General features: G+C 34.3%; 29 protein-coding genes and 1 tRNA gene. 4 read left to right on the top strand and 26 right to left on the bottom strand.

Annotated features, from left to right (window positions below; translation table 11 throughout):
• Positions 1 to 75: 75 nt before the first annotated feature.
• From H8S64_RS11205 to H8S64_RS11080, 26 genes are all read right to left on the bottom strand, one after another.
• Positions 76 to 1,311 (bottom strand): site-specific integrase, encoded by a 1,236-nt coding sequence (locus H8S64_RS11205; RefSeq protein ID WP_099291456.1) that lies wholly within the window; start codon positions 1,309 to 1,311, stop codon positions 76 to 78.
• Between the two features lie 255 nt (positions 1,312 to 1,566).
• A tRNA-Lys gene (locus H8S64_RS11200) sits at positions 1,567 to 1,668 on the bottom strand.
• A 384-nt stretch (positions 1,669 to 2,052) separates the two neighbouring features.
• Positions 2,053 to 2,400 (bottom strand): HepT-like ribonuclease domain-containing protein, encoded by a 348-nt coding sequence (locus H8S64_RS11195; protein WP_186976132.1) that lies wholly within the window; start codon positions 2,398 to 2,400, stop codon positions 2,053 to 2,055.
• Positions 2,384 to 2,680 carry a nucleotidyltransferase family protein gene (locus H8S64_RS11190; protein WP_186976131.1) on the bottom strand — a complete coding sequence of 99 codons (297 nt, stop codon included), beginning with the start codon at positions 2,678 to 2,680 and terminating at the stop codon, positions 2,384 to 2,386. The genes H8S64_RS11195 and H8S64_RS11190 overlap by 17 nt, the downstream gene beginning before the upstream one ends.
• A 226-nt stretch (positions 2,681 to 2,906) precedes the next feature.
• Positions 2,907 to 3,848, bottom strand: a complete 942-nt coding sequence (locus tag H8S64_RS11185) for an ADP-ribosylglycohydrolase family protein (RefSeq protein WP_186976130.1) — start codon at positions 3,846 to 3,848, stop codon at positions 2,907 to 2,909.
• Between the two features lie 131 nt (positions 3,849 to 3,979).
• Positions 3,980 to 5,197 carry a leucine-rich repeat protein gene (locus H8S64_RS11180; RefSeq protein ID WP_186976129.1) on the bottom strand — a complete coding sequence of 406 codons (1,218 nt, stop codon included), beginning with the start codon at positions 5,195 to 5,197 and terminating at the stop codon, positions 3,980 to 3,982.
• Between the two features lie 53 nt (positions 5,198 to 5,250).
• Positions 5,251 to 5,436 (bottom strand): hypothetical protein, encoded by a 186-nt coding sequence (locus tag H8S64_RS11175; RefSeq protein WP_186976128.1) that lies wholly within the window; start codon positions 5,434 to 5,436, stop codon positions 5,251 to 5,253.
• Positions 5,437 to 5,459: 23 nt separating this feature from the next.
• The gene (locus tag H8S64_RS11170) at positions 5,460 to 5,693 is read right to left on the bottom strand and encodes a hypothetical protein (protein ID WP_186976127.1); all 234 of its coding nucleotides are present in this window, start codon (positions 5,691 to 5,693) and stop codon (positions 5,460 to 5,462) included.
• The gene (locus H8S64_RS11165) at positions 5,680 to 6,045 is read right to left on the bottom strand and encodes a hypothetical protein (RefSeq protein ID WP_186976126.1); all 366 of its coding nucleotides are present in this window, start codon (positions 6,043 to 6,045) and stop codon (positions 5,680 to 5,682) included. Before H8S64_RS11165 ends, H8S64_RS11170 begins: the two co-directional genes overlap by 14 nt.
• A 27-nt stretch (positions 6,046 to 6,072) precedes the next feature.
• Entirely contained in the window at positions 6,073 to 6,291 is a 219-nt protein-coding gene (locus tag H8S64_RS11160) for an ETC complex I subunit (RefSeq protein ID WP_186976125.1), read from the bottom strand.
• 35 nt (positions 6,292 to 6,326) lie between these two features.
• Entirely contained in the window at positions 6,327 to 6,581 is a 255-nt protein-coding gene (locus H8S64_RS11155; RefSeq protein WP_186976124.1) for a hypothetical protein, read from the bottom strand.
• A 2-nt stretch (positions 6,582 to 6,583) separates the two neighbouring features.
• Positions 6,584 to 6,928: a hypothetical protein gene (locus H8S64_RS11150; RefSeq protein WP_186976123.1), complete on the bottom strand. Its 345-nt coding sequence runs from the start codon at positions 6,926 to 6,928 to the stop codon at positions 6,584 to 6,586.
• Positions 6,929 to 6,943: 15 nt separating this feature from the next.
• On the bottom strand, positions 6,944 to 7,156 hold the full coding sequence (locus H8S64_RS11145) for a hypothetical protein (RefSeq protein WP_186976122.1): 213 nt from the start codon (positions 7,154 to 7,156) through the stop codon (positions 6,944 to 6,946).
• A gap of 27 nt (positions 7,157 to 7,183) precedes the next feature.
• Complete coding sequence (locus H8S64_RS11140; protein ID WP_186976121.1) at positions 7,184 to 7,423, bottom strand: hypothetical protein; 240 nt, start codon at positions 7,421 to 7,423, stop codon at positions 7,184 to 7,186.
• Between the two features lie 22 nt (positions 7,424 to 7,445).
• Positions 7,446 to 8,192: a PP2C family protein-serine/threonine phosphatase gene (locus H8S64_RS11135; protein WP_186976120.1), complete on the bottom strand. Its 747-nt coding sequence runs from the start codon at positions 8,190 to 8,192 to the stop codon at positions 7,446 to 7,448.
• 15 nt (positions 8,193 to 8,207) lie between these two features.
• A complete protein-coding gene (locus tag H8S64_RS11130; RefSeq protein WP_186976119.1) occupies positions 8,208 to 8,615 on the bottom strand; it encodes a hypothetical protein in 408 nt (135 codons plus the stop codon).
• Between the two features lie 728 nt (positions 8,616 to 9,343).
• A complete protein-coding gene (locus tag H8S64_RS11125) occupies positions 9,344 to 10,069 on the bottom strand; it encodes a hypothetical protein (RefSeq protein WP_186976118.1) in 726 nt (241 codons plus the stop codon).
• Positions 10,070 to 10,076: 7 nt separating this feature from the next.
• Positions 10,077 to 10,391 carry a hypothetical protein gene (locus H8S64_RS11120; protein ID WP_186976117.1) on the bottom strand — a complete coding sequence of 105 codons (315 nt, stop codon included), beginning with the start codon at positions 10,389 to 10,391 and terminating at the stop codon, positions 10,077 to 10,079.
• A gap of 927 nt (positions 10,392 to 11,318) precedes the next feature.
• Entirely contained in the window at positions 11,319 to 11,981 is a 663-nt protein-coding gene (locus H8S64_RS11115; RefSeq protein WP_186976116.1) for a hypothetical protein, read from the bottom strand.
• Positions 11,982 to 12,201: 220 nt separating this feature from the next.
• Entirely contained in the window at positions 12,202 to 12,423 is a 222-nt protein-coding gene (locus H8S64_RS11110) for a hypothetical protein (protein WP_186976115.1), read from the bottom strand.
• Positions 12,424 to 12,648: 225 nt separating this feature from the next.
• On the bottom strand, positions 12,649 to 12,840 hold the full coding sequence (locus H8S64_RS11105; protein ID WP_186976114.1) for a hypothetical protein: 192 nt from the start codon (positions 12,838 to 12,840) through the stop codon (positions 12,649 to 12,651).
• Positions 12,837 to 13,514: a hypothetical protein gene (locus H8S64_RS11100; protein ID WP_186976113.1), complete on the bottom strand. Its 678-nt coding sequence runs from the start codon at positions 13,512 to 13,514 to the stop codon at positions 12,837 to 12,839. The genes H8S64_RS11105 and H8S64_RS11100 overlap by 4 nt, the downstream gene beginning before the upstream one ends.
• A gap of 414 nt (positions 13,515 to 13,928) precedes the next feature.
• Positions 13,929 to 14,984 (bottom strand): DUF3871 family protein, encoded by a 1,056-nt coding sequence (locus H8S64_RS11095; RefSeq protein WP_186976112.1) that lies wholly within the window; start codon positions 14,982 to 14,984, stop codon positions 13,929 to 13,931.
• Positions 14,985 to 15,235: 251 nt separating this feature from the next.
• A complete protein-coding gene (locus tag H8S64_RS11090; RefSeq protein WP_186976111.1) occupies positions 15,236 to 15,688 on the bottom strand; it encodes a JAB domain-containing protein in 453 nt (150 codons plus the stop codon).
• A 196-nt stretch (positions 15,689 to 15,884) separates the two neighbouring features.
• Positions 15,885 to 16,364: a hypothetical protein gene (locus tag H8S64_RS11085; protein WP_186976110.1), complete on the bottom strand. Its 480-nt coding sequence runs from the start codon at positions 16,362 to 16,364 to the stop codon at positions 15,885 to 15,887.
• Between the two features lie 158 nt (positions 16,365 to 16,522).
• Entirely contained in the window at positions 16,523 to 17,461 is a 939-nt protein-coding gene (locus H8S64_RS11080) for a helix-turn-helix domain-containing protein (protein WP_186976109.1), read from the bottom strand.
• 908 nt (positions 17,462 to 18,369) lie between these two features.
• Between H8S64_RS11080 and H8S64_RS11075 the strand changes: the two genes are divergently transcribed.
• From H8S64_RS11075 to H8S64_RS11060, 4 genes are all read left to right on the top strand, one after another.
• Positions 18,370 to 19,443: a hypothetical protein gene (locus H8S64_RS11075; RefSeq protein ID WP_186976108.1), complete on the top strand. Its 1,074-nt coding sequence runs from the start codon at positions 18,370 to 18,372 to the stop codon at positions 19,441 to 19,443.
• 209 nt (positions 19,444 to 19,652) lie between these two features.
• The gene (locus H8S64_RS11070) at positions 19,653 to 20,732 is read left to right on the top strand and encodes a hypothetical protein (RefSeq protein ID WP_186976107.1); all 1,080 of its coding nucleotides are present in this window, start codon (positions 19,653 to 19,655) and stop codon (positions 20,730 to 20,732) included.
• A gap of 90 nt (positions 20,733 to 20,822) precedes the next feature.
• Positions 20,823 to 21,173, top strand: a complete 351-nt coding sequence (locus tag H8S64_RS11065) for a hypothetical protein (protein WP_186976106.1) — start codon at positions 20,823 to 20,825, stop codon at positions 21,171 to 21,173.
• Positions 21,174 to 21,319: 146 nt separating this feature from the next.
• A complete protein-coding gene (locus H8S64_RS11060; RefSeq protein ID WP_186976105.1) occupies positions 21,320 to 23,161 on the top strand; it encodes a hypothetical protein in 1,842 nt (613 codons plus the stop codon).
• Positions 23,162 to 23,385 lie beyond the last annotated feature (224 nt).

Raw genomic sequence — 23,385 nt, 5'->3', positions numbered from 1 at the left:
TGAAGAATTAAAAGAGAAAGAATCCCTATAACCCAATCAACTACAGGGATTCTTTTTTAATCTCACTTCTGGAGCCTATAATGGTTCCTTGTGCTCTTGTTTGCTCTCTAGTTGCTTGGATAGCTGGAGCATGTGGTTGCTGACATTTTTGTTTACTACTTCGGCATAAGATTTTTGAGTGATACTAATATTAGCGTGTCCCAACAATTTACTCACTATTTCGATAGGAACATTGTTATAGAGGAGGATAGTTGAAGCAAAGGTTTTTCTTGCCGTGTGATGCGTGAGTTTTTTCTTTATTCCCACTATCTCGGCTATTTCCTTCAAGTAGCTGTTCATCTTTTGGTTGCTGATAGTTGGTAATATGTACCCTTGCTCTCCCGCTTGATGATACTTTTGGATGATTTTTAATGCTTGTGGTAACAGGGGAATGTTAATCTCCCTTTGTGTTTTCAGTCTTATCATCTTTATCCATAGTTGATTATCAAACCCTTTTATGATATGTTCCTCTTTTAGCTCGAAAGCTTCATTGTAAGCCAGTCCAGTATACACGGAGAACATGTAATAATCCCTAACCCTTTCTAATCTCTCTTGAGCAAATTGGAAGTCTTCAAGAAGTTTTATTTCTTCCTCTGTTAGGTATATCAATTGCTTGACCTCTTTAAGAGGTTTATAGTTCCTGAAAGGGTATTTTGCACCATCATAATTAACTCCTATCCAAACTATTTGACAAACTCTTTGAATGATTTTATTGATTGTTGCAGGTTTATGATTCTTATTGACAAGTAGATATTCCTGAAAACCTTGGATAAAGTCATTATTCAGGTGTGTAAAAGCAATATCTTTAATGTTATGAATTTCTATCAGATAATCAAGTGTATGTGCGAATACCTCTTTGAATTTTGTTAGAGTACCTTTGCTATAACTTTTACCTATCAGCTTCTCCATTGAATCAATCTTCTTTTTGAACACCTGTATGAGTGTGACTGCTGACTCTTGATTTGCACCAGTGAATTTGGAATAAATATCATGCAGCGTGTAGTTTTCTTTCTTCTCTACCATAAACAGTGCTTCAATGTCTAATAGCTTACTTTTGATACTATTGAGATGAAGGTTGATGGTTTCTGCTGTTGGAGATGAACCTTTAGCTTGTTGTTTGATTTTATTCCATTGGTTATGGATTAAATACATTCCAGTAGAGTATTGCTGCCTTTCATTACCTATTGATATTCTACAATAAATAGGTGCTTCTCCTTTGATATTCATTTTTGAGGATAGTAAATAGAATGAAATCTTCAATTTTTGTATCATTTTTCATGTGATGTTACTATCTGGTATATAGTAAGATATATCACTTCTAGGTGTAATTTATTATGTTCACTATAATTACACCTGATTGTGTACCTAGCATATTCATATTTTATCTATTCTTAGAAGAAAGATGTTAAGAATTTATCAATAGACTAGATTAGCAATTAATCTTATATTATTGATTGTCAATGTATTTAATAGATATGAGGATAAAAAGAAAACCACCTACTTTCGTAAGTGGCTCATTTTCGGTGACCTCGGTGGGACTCGAACCCACGACCCATTGATTAAGAGTCAATTGCTCTTTAAAGCCTCAAAAGCTGTCGCTTTTGACGCAACCAGCTGAGCTACGAAGTTTTACAGAAAATGAACTCACTCCTTTTTGGTGTTAGCGAAGTGTTGGTTTAAACATAGTTTAAACAGATGCTCTTGCCATGTTGATTAATACTATTAATGAACTCTCTCTTGTTGAATCTCAAATATAAGCAACAAATAGCTTATATACAAGCAACTTACCACTAAATTATGGTGGTTGGGATATGATTTTTATACACATTCTTTCTGTTATTAATTGGTTATACATTAAATTCCAACTTAATTCATATCTCTAATTGAAATATGTAAGTTGGTGAATAATATTTCTATTGGGTATATATAACTAAATTTGCTACAATTTTCCACCAAATAAAAAAGGCAACAGAAATGAATCCATTGCCAGTATATTTTATCTATGATGATATTTTATTCTAGTTCACGTTTGTATAACTCAACCTTCTCTTTTAATGGCAATAGTTCTGTTTGAATTGTAGCCCACACCATTTCATCACTGATTTGATAATAACCATGTACTAAAACATGGCGCATTCCAATTATAACTTTCCATTCAACTTCTGGATGCTTTTCTTTAAATTCATTTGTCAGTAAATATGCCGCTTCTCCAATTATCTCTAAATTCTTGATAATGGCAAAACGTAATATTTTGTTACCCTTGTACTCGTCAAAACTGATACCTTGAGTAAACTCGAACAGGTTATCAATTGCCTCTATTATATGGGATAAGCGGTTAATATCTTTAGGCTTCTCTCTCATAGATCAATATTTTATCCTGTTCTGCTGATTCTTTAGCGAAATCTTTCAACTGTCCCTCTTCCACCAAATCTATTTTTTTGTGCAGAAGAGATTGTAAAGCGTTCACGATACCGATATACTTGAAAAGAGTAACGTTAGCATTCTTGTCAAAGCGTACAAGTATATCAATATCGCTTTCCCTTGATTCTTCTCCACGTGAACAAGAGCCAAACACCCATGCTTTCTCAACTGGTTGTAGCGTGAAGAACTCTCTTAGTTTATTGATAATAGCTTGTTTCATATTTGCTCTTTTTGCAAAAATAGTGAATGTTGACGAGAAAACCATGATGTTAGGAGTAACTAATGGTTAAATATTTGACTTGGTGACTTTTCCTCAGAGCTGGCATATAAAACTTAATACTTTATATTCCTCACCTATTGAAATATTACACATCAAACTCACATAGAATAAAAAAGGGCTTACCTCTTTTGAAGTAAACCCTATATGTATGATTGTATTAAAACTTTTATTTCATTATTGAATCCTGTTTATCAGCCAATTCAATAATATCATCTTTTTTTGCTAATACCTCCAACCATTCAGAAGGAATAGTATCATAACCGTATATAATCCCTGCCAATCCTCCTGTAATCGCACCCACTGTATCAGTATCATCACCTAGATTCACTGCTTTTAAAACAGCATCTTTATAGTTAGTAGTATTGAAGACACACCATAAACTAGCTTCTAGTGTATCTATAACGTATCCAGTAGAACGAATATTCTTCAATTCAATATTCTTAAACTCTTCATAAGATAAGCCTACTAACCTTTTAAAAGGAATATCTTCTTCAATAAACATCTCCTTTTTCAGAAGTTGTAGTATCGTTTGTTGCATAGCTTGGTAGGCTTTCTCAACTGATTGGAGATTTATATACTGTATGGCAAATTCACATAATGCGATACAGGCTAAAATACTTCTTGGATGCCTGTGAGTTAATGATGATACTTCCCCAATAATCTTAAATCTATCTTCTTCCTTCATGTTAAGGATATAAGGAACCAACGGCAGGATTCTCATGAGAGAGCCATTACCGTTATCCCTTTCTCTATCCATTCCTGCTAGTTCAGGCTTACATCCACTTTGCAAATAGGATATTGCTCTTGCCGTGGTAACCCCAACATCAAACACTCTTCCATAAGGAGTACAATAACCATCATAGTACCATTTTATAAATTTATCTACAATATCATTCAAATTATATCCATTGCATAGAGATTCAGCCAAACAGAGGGCTAAAGAACTATCGTCTGACCACGTTCCTTTGGGTTGGTTATGTGTACCGTACTCTCTCATTCCAACAACAGGATTCTTCTCTAATTCCTGCCTGTGTTCAAATTCAACAGGAACGCCTAAAGCATCACCAATGGCTATTCCTAGCAATATATCTTTATTTAAGTTATTCATCGATATAAATATATATAAATCCCTTTATTTGTGATAGTTTTTAAAGCAATATGTTTCTCTGAACTTTGAAATTTAAACATGGTGACTTTTCTCCTGAATTGGTATAATAAAATATTCTCACCTAATTTTTATCACTCTTCAATAATTGTAGCAAACTCACACCATTCAATAGCATTTTTATAAGCCTGTAAAGAACCTTTGGGAACATATAATATAGCCCTTTCTTTGCTGGATTTATCAAATGCTTCCACGAGTAATGGAGGGATGGAAGCTCTACAATGTACCTCTTTCAATGGCGATTTAAATTTGCATGAATAAGGAAGTTTCCAATCTAAATTCACGGGACGATTACGAAGACAATTCCAATATCCTAAATGAAATGCATGGTATTTTATTCGTTTTATATTTCTCCCTAATGTTATAGAAATCAAATGTTGTCCTTGAAAAGCTTCTTCATCAATATATTCTATATGATTAGGAATCAAAATTGATAAGTAACCATTATAATGACCTAAAACATGACGTTGTATAGTATTGTTGGTTTCTGGTATCGTGTATGGTTTCTTGGCAGCTTTAGGGTATAGTATCAATTGTTGTTCATCCTTACTAACTAAAAATCCATCAACAGTAGAATATTTAGAATTGGAAGGTGATACAATGAATTGTTCAAGGTTAGGTGCATAAATATCTCTTATTGATGTAACACTTTCTGGAATTGTTATAGATGTTAATTTATCCCCTCCCAAATCGTATATGGACACAATCCCCTCTGGAATTGTATAATTCCCTTCTCGACCTCGTGGAAATCTAATTAACATGGTTTTGCGCTTGTCAAATAACACACCATCAATTGTAGAATAAGTGGGATGAGTATCTGAAACAAGAATTTGTAATAGATTCTCACATCCTCCTAGTTGTATCCAAAATTTAAATTTGTCAGGTAAAAAGATACTTTTCAAATTCAAACAACCATCAAAAGCATCATCATTAATGGAAGATACGAAGTCTGGTATGATATACGAAGTTGTTTCCTTTTTGGGAGGATATTTAAGAAGTTTGTTCCTTGTTTTGTCAAAAAGAACCCCTTCAATTGTACAATAATGTAAGTTTGATTCTGAAATATAAAAACATTTTATACTTTCCATATTTCTGAACTGAGAGAAACGGATGAAAGCTCCAAAGTCATCAAGTTCAATAGGTGGTATATCATCACATTTTAAGTATGCATCATTTACTAGTGTATCAGAATCAGAAAGTATTAATTCTCCCAATTGATTCTTGTAATAATAGAGTAAGTAACTTATCTCTTCATTAATCACGCCTTGGTATGAATGTATTTTTTCTTTCATGTTAATTCTACAAATCTTTTTTCTCCTTTATTATTCATCCCTAATAACTTCTACTATATCCGTGTAAAGTTATCCCACACTTTTTCATCTGGAAGTTCTGGTTCATCTATAGATTCTTTTTTTTCCATGCCCATTTGCTCTGATAATGCTTCTATAATAAGCTTCATGGATTCCTCTCTTTCTTCTGGTGTCATTTCAACTGGTTCTGTAAATGACTCTTCAAATGGAAATTTACTCATATTATTTCATTTTATATTAATACCTACTTCCTCATAATATGCTGAACTTTACACTCACCTATGCAATATTCATTCTCCTTTAGTCCATGTTCACTAGCATATTCACGTGCTTCTTCCCCTGTTCTAAAATTTAAACTATCATATTCAGGATTACTAATAATTTCTCCAAACTCATCAACGAGGGCTATACTTTTAGAGAATCCTTCTAATGCCCAATATGGTTTTTCTCTAATTACTCCATTATCATATACTTTCATGGCTGTTTTCATTATCTGACCAAATAGTTTCCACTAACTCATTCGTACTTATCTTATATACTTCAATTCTGTCTGAATATCCATATATACGATAATTTTCATTTATCGCTATATAGTTATGACTTCCTTCTTGTCCATAATGAATATGATATTCTAATTTACCATACTTCTCTTCTATCCCGTCTACAGCTTCATTCCATACTTCAACTAAATTACCTTTCTTGTCACGTATTTCTGTATGTCCATCTGCATATCTACACATGGTAATACAATCATTAACCATTACAAATATAGGGTCTCCTTCTTCTGGTGGTGGTCCTAATTTAGGTCTTGTAAACTTACCGTAATCCATATAACTTATCTCTGTTTTTAAGTGACATTATACATACCAGAAAGCAATCTCATATTCATCTTCTTTTAAACCATTCTCTTTAGCAAAAGCAATAGCTTCTTCTTTGGTTTTAAACATTGGACATTCTAAAGGATCAGCTACTTCTATTTTCTCTATTTCTCCTACTTCTAATTTAGGTTTGTTTAGTAATCGTATTCCGTATGGTCTATATTCAAATTTATGACCTTCTCTCTCATATACAGACATAATTATTCATTTTTATTTTACCAGATTATTTATACCTAATATAACCATTCTCCAATTTTATATTCATCTTCTTTCAATCCATGTTGTTTAGCGTAGTTACGTGCTTCTTCTTTAGTTTTGAATACTTCACTTTCAATAGAATATTTAATTGTATTCTTTGTACCTCTCATTATCTTACCTCCAACTACAACTTCTACTGGCACGGTTCTTCTATCTACATTAAGTAAGTGGATTGTATAAGGCTTTCTATCCGTTTTATCCTTTATTGTCCCATCATTAAAATAAGCCATAATTATTCTTTATTATTCAACCAAATAGTTTCTACTAACCTGTCAAATCTCTTATCATCTAACAACTTATAAAAGGTTGATAAATCATTCAAGTAGTCTATTAGTAGATTGTAGTTAGAAGAAACAATCAATTTATCACGTAATTTCTTTAATTCTTCTTTATCGTTTCTATGTTTAAAATCAATGTTGATTTTATGAATCTCTTTGTATTGAAGGAAAAATTCATCTATTATATCATCGCTTGCCAATTTTCCAAGTATATTTAATGAAATTGGAATAAATGACCTACTGCAATAAGTATAAGTCATATATTGGCATATATTCCTATCCATAAATTCATTTTTCATTTCGCTGATAATTTTCTACTTGAAATCTCCCCAACACAAATGTATTTTACGTTTCCATCTATCACTCCTAATACATATCTTTTCACGTGTATCTGGATGTTCATCTAAAAATAGACGATATACTTCATTGTTCTCTACCAAATTCCCTTTTAAATCATAGTAAGTACCGTTTATTTTAAGTTCATTTACGTGTCCTATTGCTTCATATTCTTCATTATATACCTTCATAATTCACTTCTATTCTTTAATAATAGGTTAATCAAACTCTAATTCCTTGTTAGTCTTTATGGTTGGCTGTGCTTTAGTTTGTATATCTCCAAAGGATTCTATAAACATATCATCTTTGTACACTTCTGCATAACCATTGTAATCATACATTATATATCCTCCTGAATTGAAACGGAACACCAAACAGATATTATCGTACTTCTTATCTGGAATATAATTTCCTTCTCCGTACTTACTTATAGCTAATTCATATATATCATCTATCATACTTTCCCTCCATTCTTTAAATTTACAATATCCTTATCAAGTACGCAGAGTAGTTATCCGTGGACTTTTCAGCACAAATACTTTCAATTTGTTTCATTTTGCTATTATCCTCTATAGAGGAGCATAATATATGGACGAGGCTTGAAGCGCTCAGGCACTCGATAACCCCGTCAGAACATAAAAAGAAGTAATCGCCAGATAGAATGTTAGAAGTCTGGTAAACATCCGCTTCATCTCGTTCTGGTTGATTTGCTTGTATCGCCTTGGTCATGATACGAGATAATTGAAGTAGTCTTGGATCATCTACTTGAATCTCCCCACGTTCAACAAGCATCGTTGCCAAAGAATGGTCTTTTGTCTGGAAAAGTATTTTCTTCTCGTTAGGTCTAACATGATAAACTCTGCTATCTCCAACATGGGCAATAAATACACTACTTTCTAGTATTTTTAAAAAGACCAAAGTCGTACCCGCATCATTTGGAACAATCCTATCTAACTCGTCATAAGCGCATGATAGTGCATGATTGAACAAAGTATTCGTGAATGGGCTATCACTATAATTTAACAAGTAACTGGATATGGTTTGACACGCTGTTTTACTGGCAATCTCTCCCATGGATACCCCTCCAACTCCATCACAAACCATGAATACAGTATCTTCGATTGTCACATTTTCTGGTAATGGATAAACACTATCCTCATTACGTTGCCTACCTCCTTTGGAAGTAAATGCGATTGGTTGAGCTATCTTTACAGGAGTGCAATTCATAATCTATCCGTAGTTTTAAAGTGTCGTTAATCGTTCAAGTACACGTTTAAGTTCTTCTTCATGGCTAAGGTCTACTTCAATCAACCTCTCCAACTTCCCGTGTTGCAGTATCACACACTTTTCCACTTGCAACGGGTTATCATCTAACCAGTAAAAATTAGAACCAAAGTCGATAGCTTCTGTTTTCAATGAATCCCAACAGGTAGGTTTTATCGTTCTCAAATCTTGCATGATAGTTGGTTCAAAATAGGAAGACAAATAGCGAATCACGTTTGAAGCATCTCCTTTACAATGGGTAGTGAGCCAGTAGCATTCAAAGTTGTTTACTATATAACGAATAAACTCTACCACGTGATATGCAGGTTGCGGGTGTTTGGTTGTTATTAAAACCCCATCTATATCCAAGTATAATTTTCTTCTCATTTTCTTCATTATCATTTTTCTCCATATTATTTCCAGTTGAAATAGAAATAACATTTAATAGTTTTCTTCCTTCTCTATTATTTCATTTTACGTTTACGGGTTATATATCTTACTATAATGAAAGTTGTACAAATTACTAATACCCAGAAATAGATTATTAAAGATGTAGGTCTAATAGGTCCCATTGTAGTGGTGGGTCCTGATTGATCCCATACTATTAGAAAAAGCCATGCAACAATTATTACGCCTTTGTATTTCATGTTACCTCATTTAGTTTTTACAATGAAAATCATAATAGTACACGTTACTAATATTGCCCAACCAATTTTAACTAACATTGGTAGAGGTAAAGGTGGATTTGAATGAGGTTTAAACAGGTAACTTATTATTGTCATTATAATCCATCCTGTTACTATTATTGTTTCTCTATGCTTCATACCAGAATTTCTTTAAACTAATTTCATCACATTATAAACACATAAGAAGTTATCACAAGCAATATATACAGTATAAATAATTGCCACCTTTTCTTTTTACTATTTACAAATACATATAAATTGCAAAAGGCTATATTAAGTAGAAACATTACTGTGTAAAGTAACCATATATCACTTTTATATCTGCAAGCATCAGGAAATAGTATTTTATAATATATTTGTTCTCCTATTGCCCATAACAAGAATTCCAATCTATTTATGAAATATCCTATCAGTGTTGCAGTTATCACTTTAAATACCTTCTTCATCGTTTTTCTCCCTTATAGGTGGATAAAATTCTGTACCCATTATACAACTTGTAATGTAATTTCTAGCGTCCATTCTATCGCTTGTTTCTTGGGTTGTAATTCCATACTTTATTCCCCACTCTGTAAGCGATTGTGCTAGTTCTCTATGCTTGTCAATAAACTCTTTTAGCTCTTTTACAGGTACAATATCTAACTCATCCAAGAAAGCATTATCACTGTAATAATTAGGATGCAGATAACCACGGAAAGGAGGTCTATTTCTTGCCACTTCCCAAGCATCTTGCTCTGACAGGAAACGATTCTCGTAAGGAGAGGCTATTTTCCACCTGAAACGCTCTAGGTTGTTTATAAAAGAGAACAAGGCTTTCATTGATTCATTATACAAATCTATTGTTGCCTGTTGATGTTCTGCTTTATATTTCGCATCTATCGCCTGTCGCTCTTCTTCGCTAATCTCATTTTGCCATTCTGTTTCCTTTATCTCTTCATGTTGTTTTACAACGTCTTCTTCATCTAGTACTTTGTCCAAAAACTCACACGTCTGAATGACTATGATACAAGCTACCACGATCCACACGCAAACAAACAGAACGGCATATCCAAAGTTTGTTGGCTCTATCCACTTCCAAACGAAGAATCCAACCCCAAGTATCTCTACAAGTATAACGACAGTATATATCGTTGTAATAAGTTTTTTCTTCTTACTCATCTTATCACTATATTATGAATTTATCCAATAGTTGACTTACTATAATAAGAATCGCAACAGGACTTAACCAGAGTATTAATATTAATCCAATATCTTTCTTACTTTTCTTGATAGAGCGTGATGAAAGCGTGATAACAAGAAATGCTAGCATTAAGCCAATCAATGTAATAAACACGTAATTACCAATATCATACCACTTGTCAAAATTAAACATATAGTGTTCAATATTACTACAGCTTGTTACCCCTGCCACAAACGCACATATACAATTACTTAAAAGCAACAATATAACATACACTCGTAAATCTTTCCAGTACTTCATATATTGTCATTTTAGTTGTCCATATATCAACAATTCCTTCACTAACATTCCCAACTTAAATGCGATCATTGGAAACAGGAACAAACAGAAATATAGCAGGCTACTTATCCATTGTTTCTTACAAAGGAGGTACAAGCCTACAAGTGTAGTCGCAATGCCTAGTGTCCACCAGTAGATTTTTAATATTACAGTAAGATTAGTAGTGACTTGTACAGCAAATAACACTATAAAACTGATAGCCCAGAATGAATAGACTATTTTCCAGTTTAAACAGGCATTCAATATATCTTTATATCTTATCATTTTGAAAATGTAATTTGTAAATCACCATATCTTGTGAATAAATGTTTGATTAACCGCAATATCTGATGTGTGGAGGAACATGGTAATACAAAACGCAACAAGTAATATTCCCACATTTTTCCATTTTTTCTTGTATAGTTGGTATATAAATGAAGGGATTAACCATATTCCTAAACCTAAATAGAATGATCTTCCATTTATATATAATTGCCCCAACTCAAAATCTCCAAATTTAATGACAGGTTTGAAATTAAGCCAATATATTGCATTAGGATCAAATGGAATTGTATTAAACAAGTAAAAAATCATGAATAGCAATATGATTGATATTCTAACATCATCTAAACAAGTAAGTAGTATCCGTTTCATAACTCATGAATTATAGACATTATTCCTCTAAAACAGATTGGAATAAAAAACATTACGGCATTTAACCATTGCTTTTTTCGTAACCAATAGCATCCAGATATGGTAAAGACGCAACAACCAATAATCTTTATAATGAATAATACTTCTATTATAGAGAAGAATAAATTCCAGTTATTCCGTAGTGTTCCTATTACAAGTAGATAGATGAACCATATTATATACATGGTCTTCCAGTTTAAACAATACTGTCGTAATCTATTCATTGTTCCATTCTTGAAGTTGTTTATGTAATATCTTTAATGGTATCGCCACGTGCAAGTAAAGTGAATCATCTCCTGCTGTATAACCATCAATGAAAAGCGTGTTTCTCTGTAATAGCATTTCTTGATTATAAGGTTTCAAACGGCTGATAAAACAACCTCGTTCCAAGGGCATAGGGCTTGAACTGTATATATCCTTAACACAATCTATTTCCCAGTTAGCCAGTGTCAGGTAAATACTATCCACTTCTTCTGGAACCCAAATCTTCATTACCGCAATACTGTCCATTTCATTATTATCCCAGTATAGTATGTCTACTTGTCCTACCACATCACCAGTTTCACCTGTTATAAAGGTTACTTTAGAGAACATACCAGAGCCATTTGCACACCACGTGCTTTCTGCTTGCTCAATCTTGTCTGCCAGATACTTCTTATCACTTTTAGACACTAACGTATCTCCAATAATATCATGCACGATTCCAAATGAAGAAGCTATTCTGTATTGTGCTTCCTCATAAATATCAACGTCTTTACTATCATATCCTGCAATGATACTGTCTATCACTTGTTCGTATCTATGCAAGTATGAATTTATAGGCTTGTTTGAACAAGAAGCTAAGCCTGCAACCAGTATAAAGAGTAACAAATGCTTCATTGTAATAATATTAAGGTTGGTGAGTTTTTATCATGATAAGTATATAGACATACCACGATAATAACTCACTTACTTGTTTGTGATTAATCTTTCCACCTATTCTCCAAGTTCTTTTGTTTCTTCTTTAAAGCATTGTGTATAAGTGCAACAACACCTAAAACTAGTAATCCTGCAATAATTTCCATTTGTTATTAATATTAAATTGTTAATATGCTTGGTTTTACTTGGAGCGACCACTAACCGCTTTTGACATTTTATCGTATATCTGTCCCTTGAAATGGTAATATGAGGCATACTTTTGTACTTCCTCCGTATCCCAGCTTCCTAAACTGTATGATTTTGTTTGCGAATAATGTCCATACTTGTCTAGTATCTTGACCGTTAATGTGATGTTGTATGTTCCTTTGCCTTTGTGTAACTTGTTGTATATTTTCTCTTCCATATTATACACATCTTTCATGTTAGAACCACGTAAAGGCATCGTTATTGTTATCTCCTTCCCTTTGTAAGAAACTTTGCAAGTACTAGAGCTACACGATGCAAATATCATACACCAAAGAATCAATACAATCAAAATCAAATAAGTATGTTTCATTTTATTCATGTTATTAGTTTATAATCTTAATTGAAAACAGAAGAATTTACTCTAAAAAATTCTTTACATGATCTATTCTTTTTTTATCAAGCTAATTATAATTCCTAGAATTAAAATACATAACCATGTATAATGTCCGTCAACAAGAGTTATTATCGCCATTGGCAAGCTAACGATTATTGATAAGGCAAACACCGCACAACTAGGAATAAATAACATAACAATACCAGCGACTATTACTGCTGCCCAAACAATCGTATTCATAGTTTACTTATCTTTTTTAATAACTTAACTAGAACGATAATTAATGCAGCTAGTCCAAACAGACCAATAATACAATAGAAACCTATCTTGAACCACTCCCAGATATTAGCATCACTTATCTGGAATGTTTGCCAAAAGGCATAATTCTTTTCAGGTTTTTCATACGGTTTAACTAGGTCTGTTTCAATTTTACCATTTTCAAATCGTAAATCCTTAACGGCTATGATGTCTGTTGCAGAGCCAATACTAACATACTTGTAATCTTGTTCTGCTAAAGAATTAAGCAGGATAACGTGAGCTTCCTTTTTTCCAGAATTTCTAAAAGCTAATTTATCTGCATATTTTCTAATAGAAGATCGTTTATCTAAATTGGAAATGACATTCGCACCTTGCTCAATGGGAACAAATTTCCTTTTAGTTTCAATCCATTCATTATCTACTTTCTTGGCAACAAAGAATATATCATATGAATTGTCAGTGTATTCTAAAACAGAGAATTTGATATTTATAAGTTTCTTAGAACTTGCGTCTAGTGCAAGCGCAACTAAATCTGAATGTATTTGTTTTACTGTTTTTGTACTAGGGAGATTTAAAATTATTTGTTCCGCTTTACTATATTGTGCGGCACTCGTGGTGTATGCTAGTAATAATATGAATAATATTGCAATTCTCATAATTAGTATAAATAACTTCCCAATCCCCCAAGAAGTATTAATACCAAAAAAGAAGCGTGGGAATTGTCAGTCTATTCACTTTGAGGGTCTGGACTCCCTTTCATACAAATAAACAGCTACCCCACGCTAAACCAGTATATATAATTGGATTGTATATATGGCAAGCATGAGCGTTTGTACTGTTTATCCCTGTATGATGAAATTGTCCAGATTCCAAAGTGAGGATAAAACTAAACGCTTCTATTATCTAATATGTTACCAGACAGGTTTTATCCTGCCCAGTGTCATACAAAGGTAGATAATTTTTAGCATCCAACAAACGCCACTACGGGGTAGCCGTGTAACAAATTTATGAATTAATCATCGCCCGCTGCCAGACAACGGGTATTCTATTGTAATTTAGAATTAGATTAATTACTCTATAAACCATTTATAGGTGTTGTCACCATGTAACGCCCTATCTATTCCTTCCGTTAATTGCGTGGCATTTAATGACCTATCGAGGAAATTATCTATATAAGAAGATTTATTCGCACCTGTCAACATGTTGTAGAATTTCCATAAATTTATTTCATTCTCTCCATGCTCCCTCTTGAAATTGTCATCGTTGTAATACGCCTTCGCCACCATGTTAATCTGGCTATCCGTCAACTCCATGCATGGTAAACGTTTCTTCTCTCTGGCAGGTAAACATTGATACAACCTACTTTTACCCAAGAATTGTGCGAATTGATGTTCCGTGAGGTAAGAACCAGTGAAACTCTTCATCAACCTTAAATGCTTGTCTGCATCGTACTGTTGGAATAACTTCATAACACCTCTAAACAGGTCATGGTAACTCATCGCTCTTAAATCAGTCTGGAAACCATCCGTGAAAGTACACAGGTTACAACATACCTTGTTCTTGAATCCAATCGCTACACTGAACCTTTCTGATGTCTTCTTTGAATAGAGGTTCTCCCTGTTATACGCTCTCACTCCCGTGATACATAAATTAACCCTGTTACCGTTTATAGATTCATAGATAGTCGGTATCTCAAATGCGAACGCCATTCTTTCATAATAGATGGTCTTGTCACTTTCCAGTAATTCAGATACTGGTTTATGTATGGCTTCTGGAATCCTACCTTTTATAACGTGGCTAACCATTATATCTGGTTCATCTATGCTTTCCCCTCTAAACAATTCACTAGCCACCTTATGCACTGTTTCAATAAATGCTGGATGGGATATTGTCATCTCGTTATCCTTGCTGAACACTGGCACGATACAATCATTCTTTAAATGTAGCATATCTACTGGTGAAGTGTTAGCTTCAATGAAATGCTTTCTCCTTTTGTCTTTTTTAATTGGTTCATTTACCACTTCATAAGGAGTGTAGGTAGGTTCTTCTTGCTTGACGTTATCACTGCCAAATAAAACTGGCAACAATCCTTCATTCTGGCTTGAAATTAATATTGACGTGTTCATAATCTAGTCTATTTAACGGTGGTGGAATTATTAGAAATTTCAGTTTATATATACAATTCATAAATTCTCCACCAACCTTGATTTATAAAGTTCATTATCACTTTTACTTGATTTATTTATTCTCTAGCGTTATGCCAGTTAAAAAATTGAACTGGAAATACATTTATGGTTTAATTGCCAATGGTGGTGAGAATTATTGTCCCTATTGGCTATATATACCAATCCAGACAAAAACTCACCAACCTAAATTTTCATATCTTATCGTTAGCTGAATAACTGTAATAACCCTCTTCATAATAGAGAACGTAATCCAGTAACTCTACATCTATATATGAAAGTGCAATCTTTACCTGTTGTACCAGTTCATCATCCTGTTTAGTTGGCTTTATATCACCAGAAGGTTGATTTATGCAAACTATCACGCTTTTACAATTAGAGAGTGCAGCCAGTTGTACTATAAACCTTATATCCGTGATGTTGTAAGATAACGCACCTTCACTGATTGTGGATACACCCAGTACTTGGTTCCTACCATTTAACAGGATAACTCTAGTTGAGATATGGTGTTCGATGGTATCTTTAAACGGGGATACCAGTAACTCGTGCACGTCCCTAGCCATTTTGATTTTATACCTTTTAGAAGGTTTGGTATTGTTCCTGTACACCAGTTCTACCACTGGTACTTTTATCAATTCCTCATTCATGATATTGTTTTACTTGATTTTTAATTTGAATACGTTAATGGTAATGAAATTTAGAGAGTTGTAGGCTTGTCAGGTTTGGCAATGGAGAGGAAAGATTCTTGCTTATACTGCCTGTTTAGAAAGGTGATACTTCCTTCACTTTGGTATAACAATATCTTTCCCCTTCCCACTGCGCTCTCTGTCCCTGTATCTTTAACTACTCTTCCAAGTAGGCGAATTTCTTAATCTGCATCTTTGTTTTAGTTCCAGCATAAACGGCGGGAGTTTCAACCTGACCGCATAACACTATGGTTTTGCCTTTAAGCGTCAGGATAAGCTGGTCTAGCATCATGTTCTTGGCGAGAGAGTAAATGAAACGTAACTTGTCCCCATGTTTCTGTTCTATGGCAGGGTCACAGGGAATGTCATCTGGCGTGATGTCCCCTTTCTGGCTCGCACGAACAAGTTGAGTGTATTTAATCTCTTTCACCTCTTCCTCTCCCAAGGCACAAACCAGTTGTAATTGTTGAGGGTTTTCCCCTTTAAAGTCAATAACAGTCATTTCATCACCAACCTTAACGGGAGTGGGTAATACCGCCACCTGATTTTTAAACTTTTCAATCAGTTCAGGATTGAGTTCAAGGGAATTGTTAGGTTGTGCAACCTCCAAATTTTGGTAGTAAGTTTTCAAGTTCATAATTGATAAGATTTTGATTAATTAATTTAATTTTCTTCACTCTTGGGGTGGGGGTATAAATGGTTACACTACCCTAGCGTGGAATACTCTTTATATATAATGCCAACATGAAATTGAAAGGGAGGGGGTGTTTTATAGAGGGTAGGTATATATGTTTGTCAAAGATACAATACGGCTTCCTCCACCTCTTCTTCTGGCTGGGAAACTCTCTCTTTATAACATTTAGTATTTATCAACGAAGTAAGGAAATATTGTAAACTATGTATCTGGGATGGCAGGTTGGGACATAATTTAGGTAAGTTATATTTCAATGAATAATAATTGTAATGCTTCTTGGCGTTTCTATCTCCATTTCTAACTGCCGTTTCCAGTTCCTCCTCTGGTTGATCGTACCTGTGAATACATAACACTTCCATTAGCTTGAAATCGTATGGAGGTGGGATAACATTCTTCTCTATACAATAGTTATATATAATATCGTATTTCTCTCTGGCTAGTTTATCAAAAGTTCTCAGTCCAAAATTACTTTTAGCATGTGGGGTATCCAGTATGATGTTGTTATCCGTGATAAGGAAGAAATTATTAACTTCCACCAGTTTATGATACTTTATTGCCAAATCTATATATTTCTTTACGGTTTTTGGAGATAAGTTTAATCGTCTTGAGATTTCTGTCTTGTTATAGTAAATAATATTGGTATTATTGATACATAAACATTTAAGTAGCACTAGGAAGGCTTTCAATTCATCAGGAATATCTTCCAGTAATAAATCTTTCTTGAACCTGACCCAGTTACTCTTTGGAATGTCTACATGATACGTGACGGGTGTGGTTAACTGTCCTTCATTGTTCCTGTAATTATACTCTTTACGCAGGAAGCCTAAATCTTCAAATTTGGCAGTGTACTTGGAAATAGTATCTACATCTTTAATGCCTGTAACCTCACGAAGTGTTTCCCTCAGTACATGGGATTCACCTGTTTCATAATCTGATTTAAAAAGTAACCATGTAAATGTATAAGTTTCATCTAGGTTCAGTTTACCCGCAATATCTCTCGTTATGATTCTATAATCCTTCTTTTCTTCTTCATTCGCCATTATTAATTCCAGTTTGAAACAACCATCTAAAAATGATCTATGGATTCACTGGTTCTGCTTTTATTTAGTGGGATAGGCTAGCAAGCCTGTAACACCAGTACTAGTTATTAGTTTACTAGTTAATAGTATGTACCCTGTCAATTCCCTAAAAGCATACCCCATCAAATCCCCAACTTTTAAATATTAATCTTCATGGAGGGATAATCTCTCTATTTCAGGTTGGAATCTCTGGTTACATGAAATATAGTTATATCATGTAGCTTTATAGATTAATCTTTACAGGGTGGTAGTATCTGGATTCTGGTATTCTCATCTGGAACGTAGTATATCTTCCTCACTTTATCTACCTGTTTTTTAATCTTTTTCAGCCCCTTAGACTTTATCCAGAAACCTATGGATACCTTGTTGTCAGGGATGCCAGATTGTATGGCTAATCGCCTTAATCGCTCGTAAGTGTACATGATTTGATAATTTGATTGGTTAGTACGGTGTATCTAGTTTAGTGCCACTTGAAGACCAAAAATTACTCCTTACAGGTGGACTTGCAAGGAGTAACAGGAATCTTTTATATAATTGTTTCAAATGGTATGTTTTGATCTTTAAGATGATACAAAGATATTAAACATCTGGGATACCGACAAATAGAGTATAGGTATTCTTTAAAAATCGAGTTGAGGTATATATAAAGTGAGAATATTGAAGATAAGGGTAGCTAACAGGCAAGTTTTCAAGTTATAGATATACTTGTACTGGATATATTCAGGTTGGTGAGTTTTCAACGGATCGGGTATATAATAGTAAAATGCTATCAATTCTTCACTTACCCAAGAATGAATTTCGTGCAAGTATATTTTTGAAATTTTCTAGTAACGTGTAACTTTAACCTGATAAATAATGATATTAGCGTTATGAATGAAAAAATCACGATAGAAGATGGTATCTTATTTTTTCCATTAAAGGTATTTAGAAGGATTGAACCCCTTTTGAAAGAATGTTTTGGTTTCAGTAGAGAATTAATTAAGGAAGAAATAGAACATCTTGTAGCCTCGTTGCCGCTTTTAGAGAATGACTTTCAAGATTCAAAGTTTGCTAAATACTGGTGTAGTCTGGATTCAGACGGAATGAAAGGCTGTTACTTTGATCGTGCCGCATTTTTAATGGACACGGATTTATGTTTATGTTTTGAGGCGGGAGGGGATGAAACTAATTTATTCAAACTTGATCCAAAAGTTAAAAATGAACGGGACGACATAGAGTACACGCTTTTATTTTTGGGATTGTTATATAACAGGCTTGCATATGCTGAAATGGATAGAAGTAATTGCACTCTAAAACCTGATAAATATATTATCCAGTCATCTATTATTACAGGTGATAACAAGGAAATTGTGGAATCTTATGATTTTACTGAAAATGTGCAAATTAATAACATTCATAATCGCCAGCAAGATATGCTAAAGCTTTACAGGTTCATGCTGACGAGCGAACAACCTATCACGTTAAGAGGGAAAGATCACAAGGCGATCACGTTGACTTGTGCCCAAAGTTGGCTAGTGGAATTACTGGAAAATGAATTTATCAAAAACTGGGGATTGAACAGGAATAGAACGAGGCAAGAAATCCTGCAAGAAGTAGACGAGTTGCTTGAAGAATCAAAACGGCGAGTTAAAGATGTTGATGATAAAACCAAAATGCCAAGCGGGAAAGACCCTCTAGTGAATATCTTGGCGTACGGTACGTATAAACTATTACAACATCATCCCTCGTTCGCTTCTCCTGAAAATGCCCCAACAAGAATAACAGCCACCCAAGTAGAATGTATTATTAGATATTTAAATTACTTGGAGATTCCGTATTGCGAGAACGCACATGATCTACAAGAGAGTCTTGACACTTTATTACGTAAATTGCAAAAACAGAATTTTCAACCAGACCTTCACTCTTATACTTTTGGAGCCTCCCCTGTCCATTTTTCCAAGTAAACCTGTTGCAAGTATTTTTTATATAAAACCATGGGCTTCCATGGTTTATTTTTTTGACTTTCCCAAAATTGGATAATTCAATTTTAACATTTATTGGCTTTCTGCCTTTGAATTTATAAGTTTCATTTTTGCATTGTCAATCAAGAACGACGGCGCGCACCTCTTCCAAGATTGAGAAAACATATTGTGAAATATTAAAATTTAAAGAAATGAAAAATTCAATTAAAACACAGGAAGAATTAAACAATCAAGTTGAAGAAGTAAAAGTAAACGTTATGGATTTGAACGAATTAAAAAAGAAAATGGCTAAAGCTAGAAAAGATTTAACCAGCTTGGAGAACAAGAACATGAATCCTGCCGTTATCGAGGCACAGAAGAAGATCGTGGAAGAGCTGGAAGTGGAAGTTGCCAATCATCCAGAAATGAAGGCAAGCGAGATAAAGGTTAAACCTGATTTTATCACCTTTGAAGTGGTGGATGGCGATACCTACCAGAAAACAGAGGTAAGTAAAAAATTGGCTTTTGTTGAAAACAATCGACCTATTGATTCCAAGAAGGTGGGTACTTTTATCTCTATCATTTCAGATGGAAAGTACGAGAAAGCCTATCCCGTTATCGTGATTCCCGCCGCTTCACTTGTGGAACAGGGATACACGGTAAAAGATATTGAAGGTAAGCCCATCCCTCAAGAAGAGGTAGAAGATTATTTTGTTGTTCTGGACGGTCAGCACCGAAGCATAGCTTTCGCCAGAATAAACGCCACTGGTGAAACTCGTGTTATTCCTAACGTTAGGATTAAAGAGAAAGAGAATGTAGGGGAATATCTTGTTGATATAAACAGGGTAGGCAACTGGAATACCAAGGATAAAATAACGGTAGCGGCTTTGGTGAATAAAGAGGATGAATTACTGAATGTTATGGCGAAACGCATGGAAGAGGGTTTTAATCCTTCCACGTTGGGGTTAATCTACGCCAAGAAAAAATTATCTGACAAGGCAACGAGCTTGGCGTTAAAAGGGGAAGAATATACCTTACCACAGGGAGCGGAAATTAATATAAAGAGAGGCAACAAGTTCATCACGCTCTGTCAAATGGCAGGAATTGAAGTAAAAGATATTACCAAACGATATTTCATCGAGGGATTTGAAGGGTATAGTAGTGCCACAAGTGAAGAAAAAGCTTTCGATGCTCTGGGTAAACTGGGAAGCTTGGAAGATAAAGCGAAGAAGTTTAAAGCGGTGAAATCTGGTAATGACTTTATCGCTCTATTAAAAAAGGCTAGCAAGTAATAAAAAGGTTCTGGTTTTAGCTAAACACGTGTGAAGTCTGATAATGGCTAAAACCAGAAACCTTCATTGTTTAATTATAATATTAATAACATGATTGATTTAGAAAAAAGAAGAGAGCTGGGTAAAGCTCCAAAACTGACAACTGAAGAGTTGGTGTGGAGTATCAATCATCATTACAATGATGCAGAGATACTGGCAATAACATCCGAGTTGCGAACCTCCTTGCAAAAAAGGATAAATGCCTACAATGATGAATGCTTCAAGGTGGTGAACGAGGGTACGGAAGAAGAGGATGAAGAGTTTGACGAGGGGGAATACGATTCAATGATTGCCAAGTTGCAAACAGGTGCTAGAGAAATTCTAGTGAAGGAACTGGAACGGGGAATCAGTGAAGACGGTTGGAATCCAGATTTGTTGAACGAGTTGAGGATTGAATACTAGTTCTAAAGTGAGGTTTCTGTGGTTGTTTCAAATAACGACCACGGATTCCTTTAATCACCAAAATTTGAAGTCGGTGAGAAAATAGCTGGAACGGTATATAATACCTAAACGACAGTAAAAACTCACCACCTGTAAAATTGGATCACATGAAGAGATTATTTCAAAAATTGAAGTTTGAAGTTATCCCAGCGATATTGAAAAAGGGACAACGTTTGATTGACGCTTTAAAAACGATAGGATATAAAAACATTCCAAGTGACGTGATACTGGATAAAACGTTAACGGGAATCGGTGCCACTTATCAGGAATTACACGCAAAACGTCATTCAATTATCATAGAACCGACTTTGCCTGTGATACATGATAAAGCGTACGGTAAAGATGAGATATTGCCAGTTTACGAAAATTGTAAAGTTCCTGACGTGAAACGGTATTTGCAAAGGGCTGGGGTTAAGTACAAGAAGATTCTTACCACGCCAGAAAGTTTCTGGAAGGTAAAGAAAGCGTGTGAAGAGTTGAAACTGGATATGCATGGTATGTTCTTTTGCCTGTTTGATGAATGTGAAAAAGTGACGGAGGATAGCGATTTTCGTAGGAAGATAACAAAACCGATGAAAGATTTCTTCCAGTTTAAAGGTAAGGCGTTCGTGTCAGCAACACCGCTAGAGGTGAGTGATCCTCGATTTGAAAATTTCAAGTGGATAAAGGTCAAACCTGATTTTGATTACAAGAAACCTTTGAATCTAATTATTACTAATAGCTATGAAATGTCCGTTCGTAAATTGTTACTGGATGATCTGGCAAACAGTTCTTGCGTGTTCGTCTTCCTGAACACAACGGATGGAATTGATAAGATCGTGAACACTCTTGAAATAGAGAATCAATCGAGGATATTCTGTTCCAGTAAAAGCGTGAGCAAGCTAAAGAAGAAAGGTTACACGAATGTCGCAAGTTTATATTCAGAACCTATCGCCAAGTACAACTTTTTAACCTGTCGATTTTACTCCGCACTGGATATAATATTGAAAGTTAAACCAGATATAGTGATGCTTACCAACTTGTTTGAAGCAGAACATTCAATGATAGACCCGTACACGGAAGCGGTACAAATATGCGGTCGTTTCAGAAAAGAGATTAACGGTAGTACATTTAATTCGATCACTCATGTTACTAACGTTCGTGACAGTTTGAAGGTAAAAACGGATGAAGAGATTGATATTGAACTGGAAGAGAAGTTGAAAACTTACGAGGATTTACAAACTAGGTACAATACAGCCACAGATAAAACACGGAAGGAAGCTATACTTGATGATATAAGGAGATTAGGTTTAGCTGAATTTGCCACTCAACTTGATGATGGATTACTTGAAATAGATTACTTCGCTATTGACAACTATTACAACAATGAAAGGGTAAAACGGTATTATCTATCTGGGAATGCTTTAAAAGAATCTTACGAGCGAACAGGGCATTTTATAGTTAGTTACAGGAACGTGTTTTATGCGGTAAGTGATAGCGTCAGGATGGAATTGAAACAGTTGCCAACATTCGCTGAACGCTGTAAATTGATGCTTGATAAATTGAACAAGTTACAGGGTGATCCAGAGCGTGATTTTTATATTGATATTCTCAAACAGGGAAAAGATGGAGAATTGATAGTTGAAGCGTACGAGAAGCTGGAAATAGAGGTGTTTGCAAACAAGAAGTACCAGAGGGCAGAGATAAAAAAGGCTCTGGATAAATGTAATATAGAATTATTACGATTTAGTGTTGAGGTGGTACAAGAAGTAAGAGGAACCTTCCCTTTAAACGTGCCAATACCGATGGATGAGATTCAATCTAAATTACAGAACGTATACAAGCGGTACGGTATTGATTATAAAGTGAAGAAAAATACCATTGAAGATTATTACGATGTTAGCTTTTCATACAGCAAGAAACCGTACACGTACACACTTAAAGCGGTAAAAGAGAATTTATTTAAATAACCACAACTAAAGGATTTGTTAATGAACTTTAGAGAGTGATGCCTGTTGATGACATTGATTTTTAATTATTTGATGGATTTTTCTGGTTGTAAAATTATTGTTGGTGAATTGTTTACAGAATAGGTATATAAAAGAAATTAGATGATATTTTTTCACTCGCAAAAATTTGTTTAGAACAACATATTTATAATATCTACTTTATGAATAAAGAAATTTAAAAGGAA

It is taken from the genome of Butyricimonas hominis (genome assembly GCF_014287455.1).
In the GTDB taxonomy this organism is placed as follows: Bacteria; Bacteroidota; Bacteroidia; order Bacteroidales; family Marinifilaceae; genus Butyricimonas; species Butyricimonas muris.
This window is presented reverse-complemented; position numbering and strand designations above follow the sequence as displayed.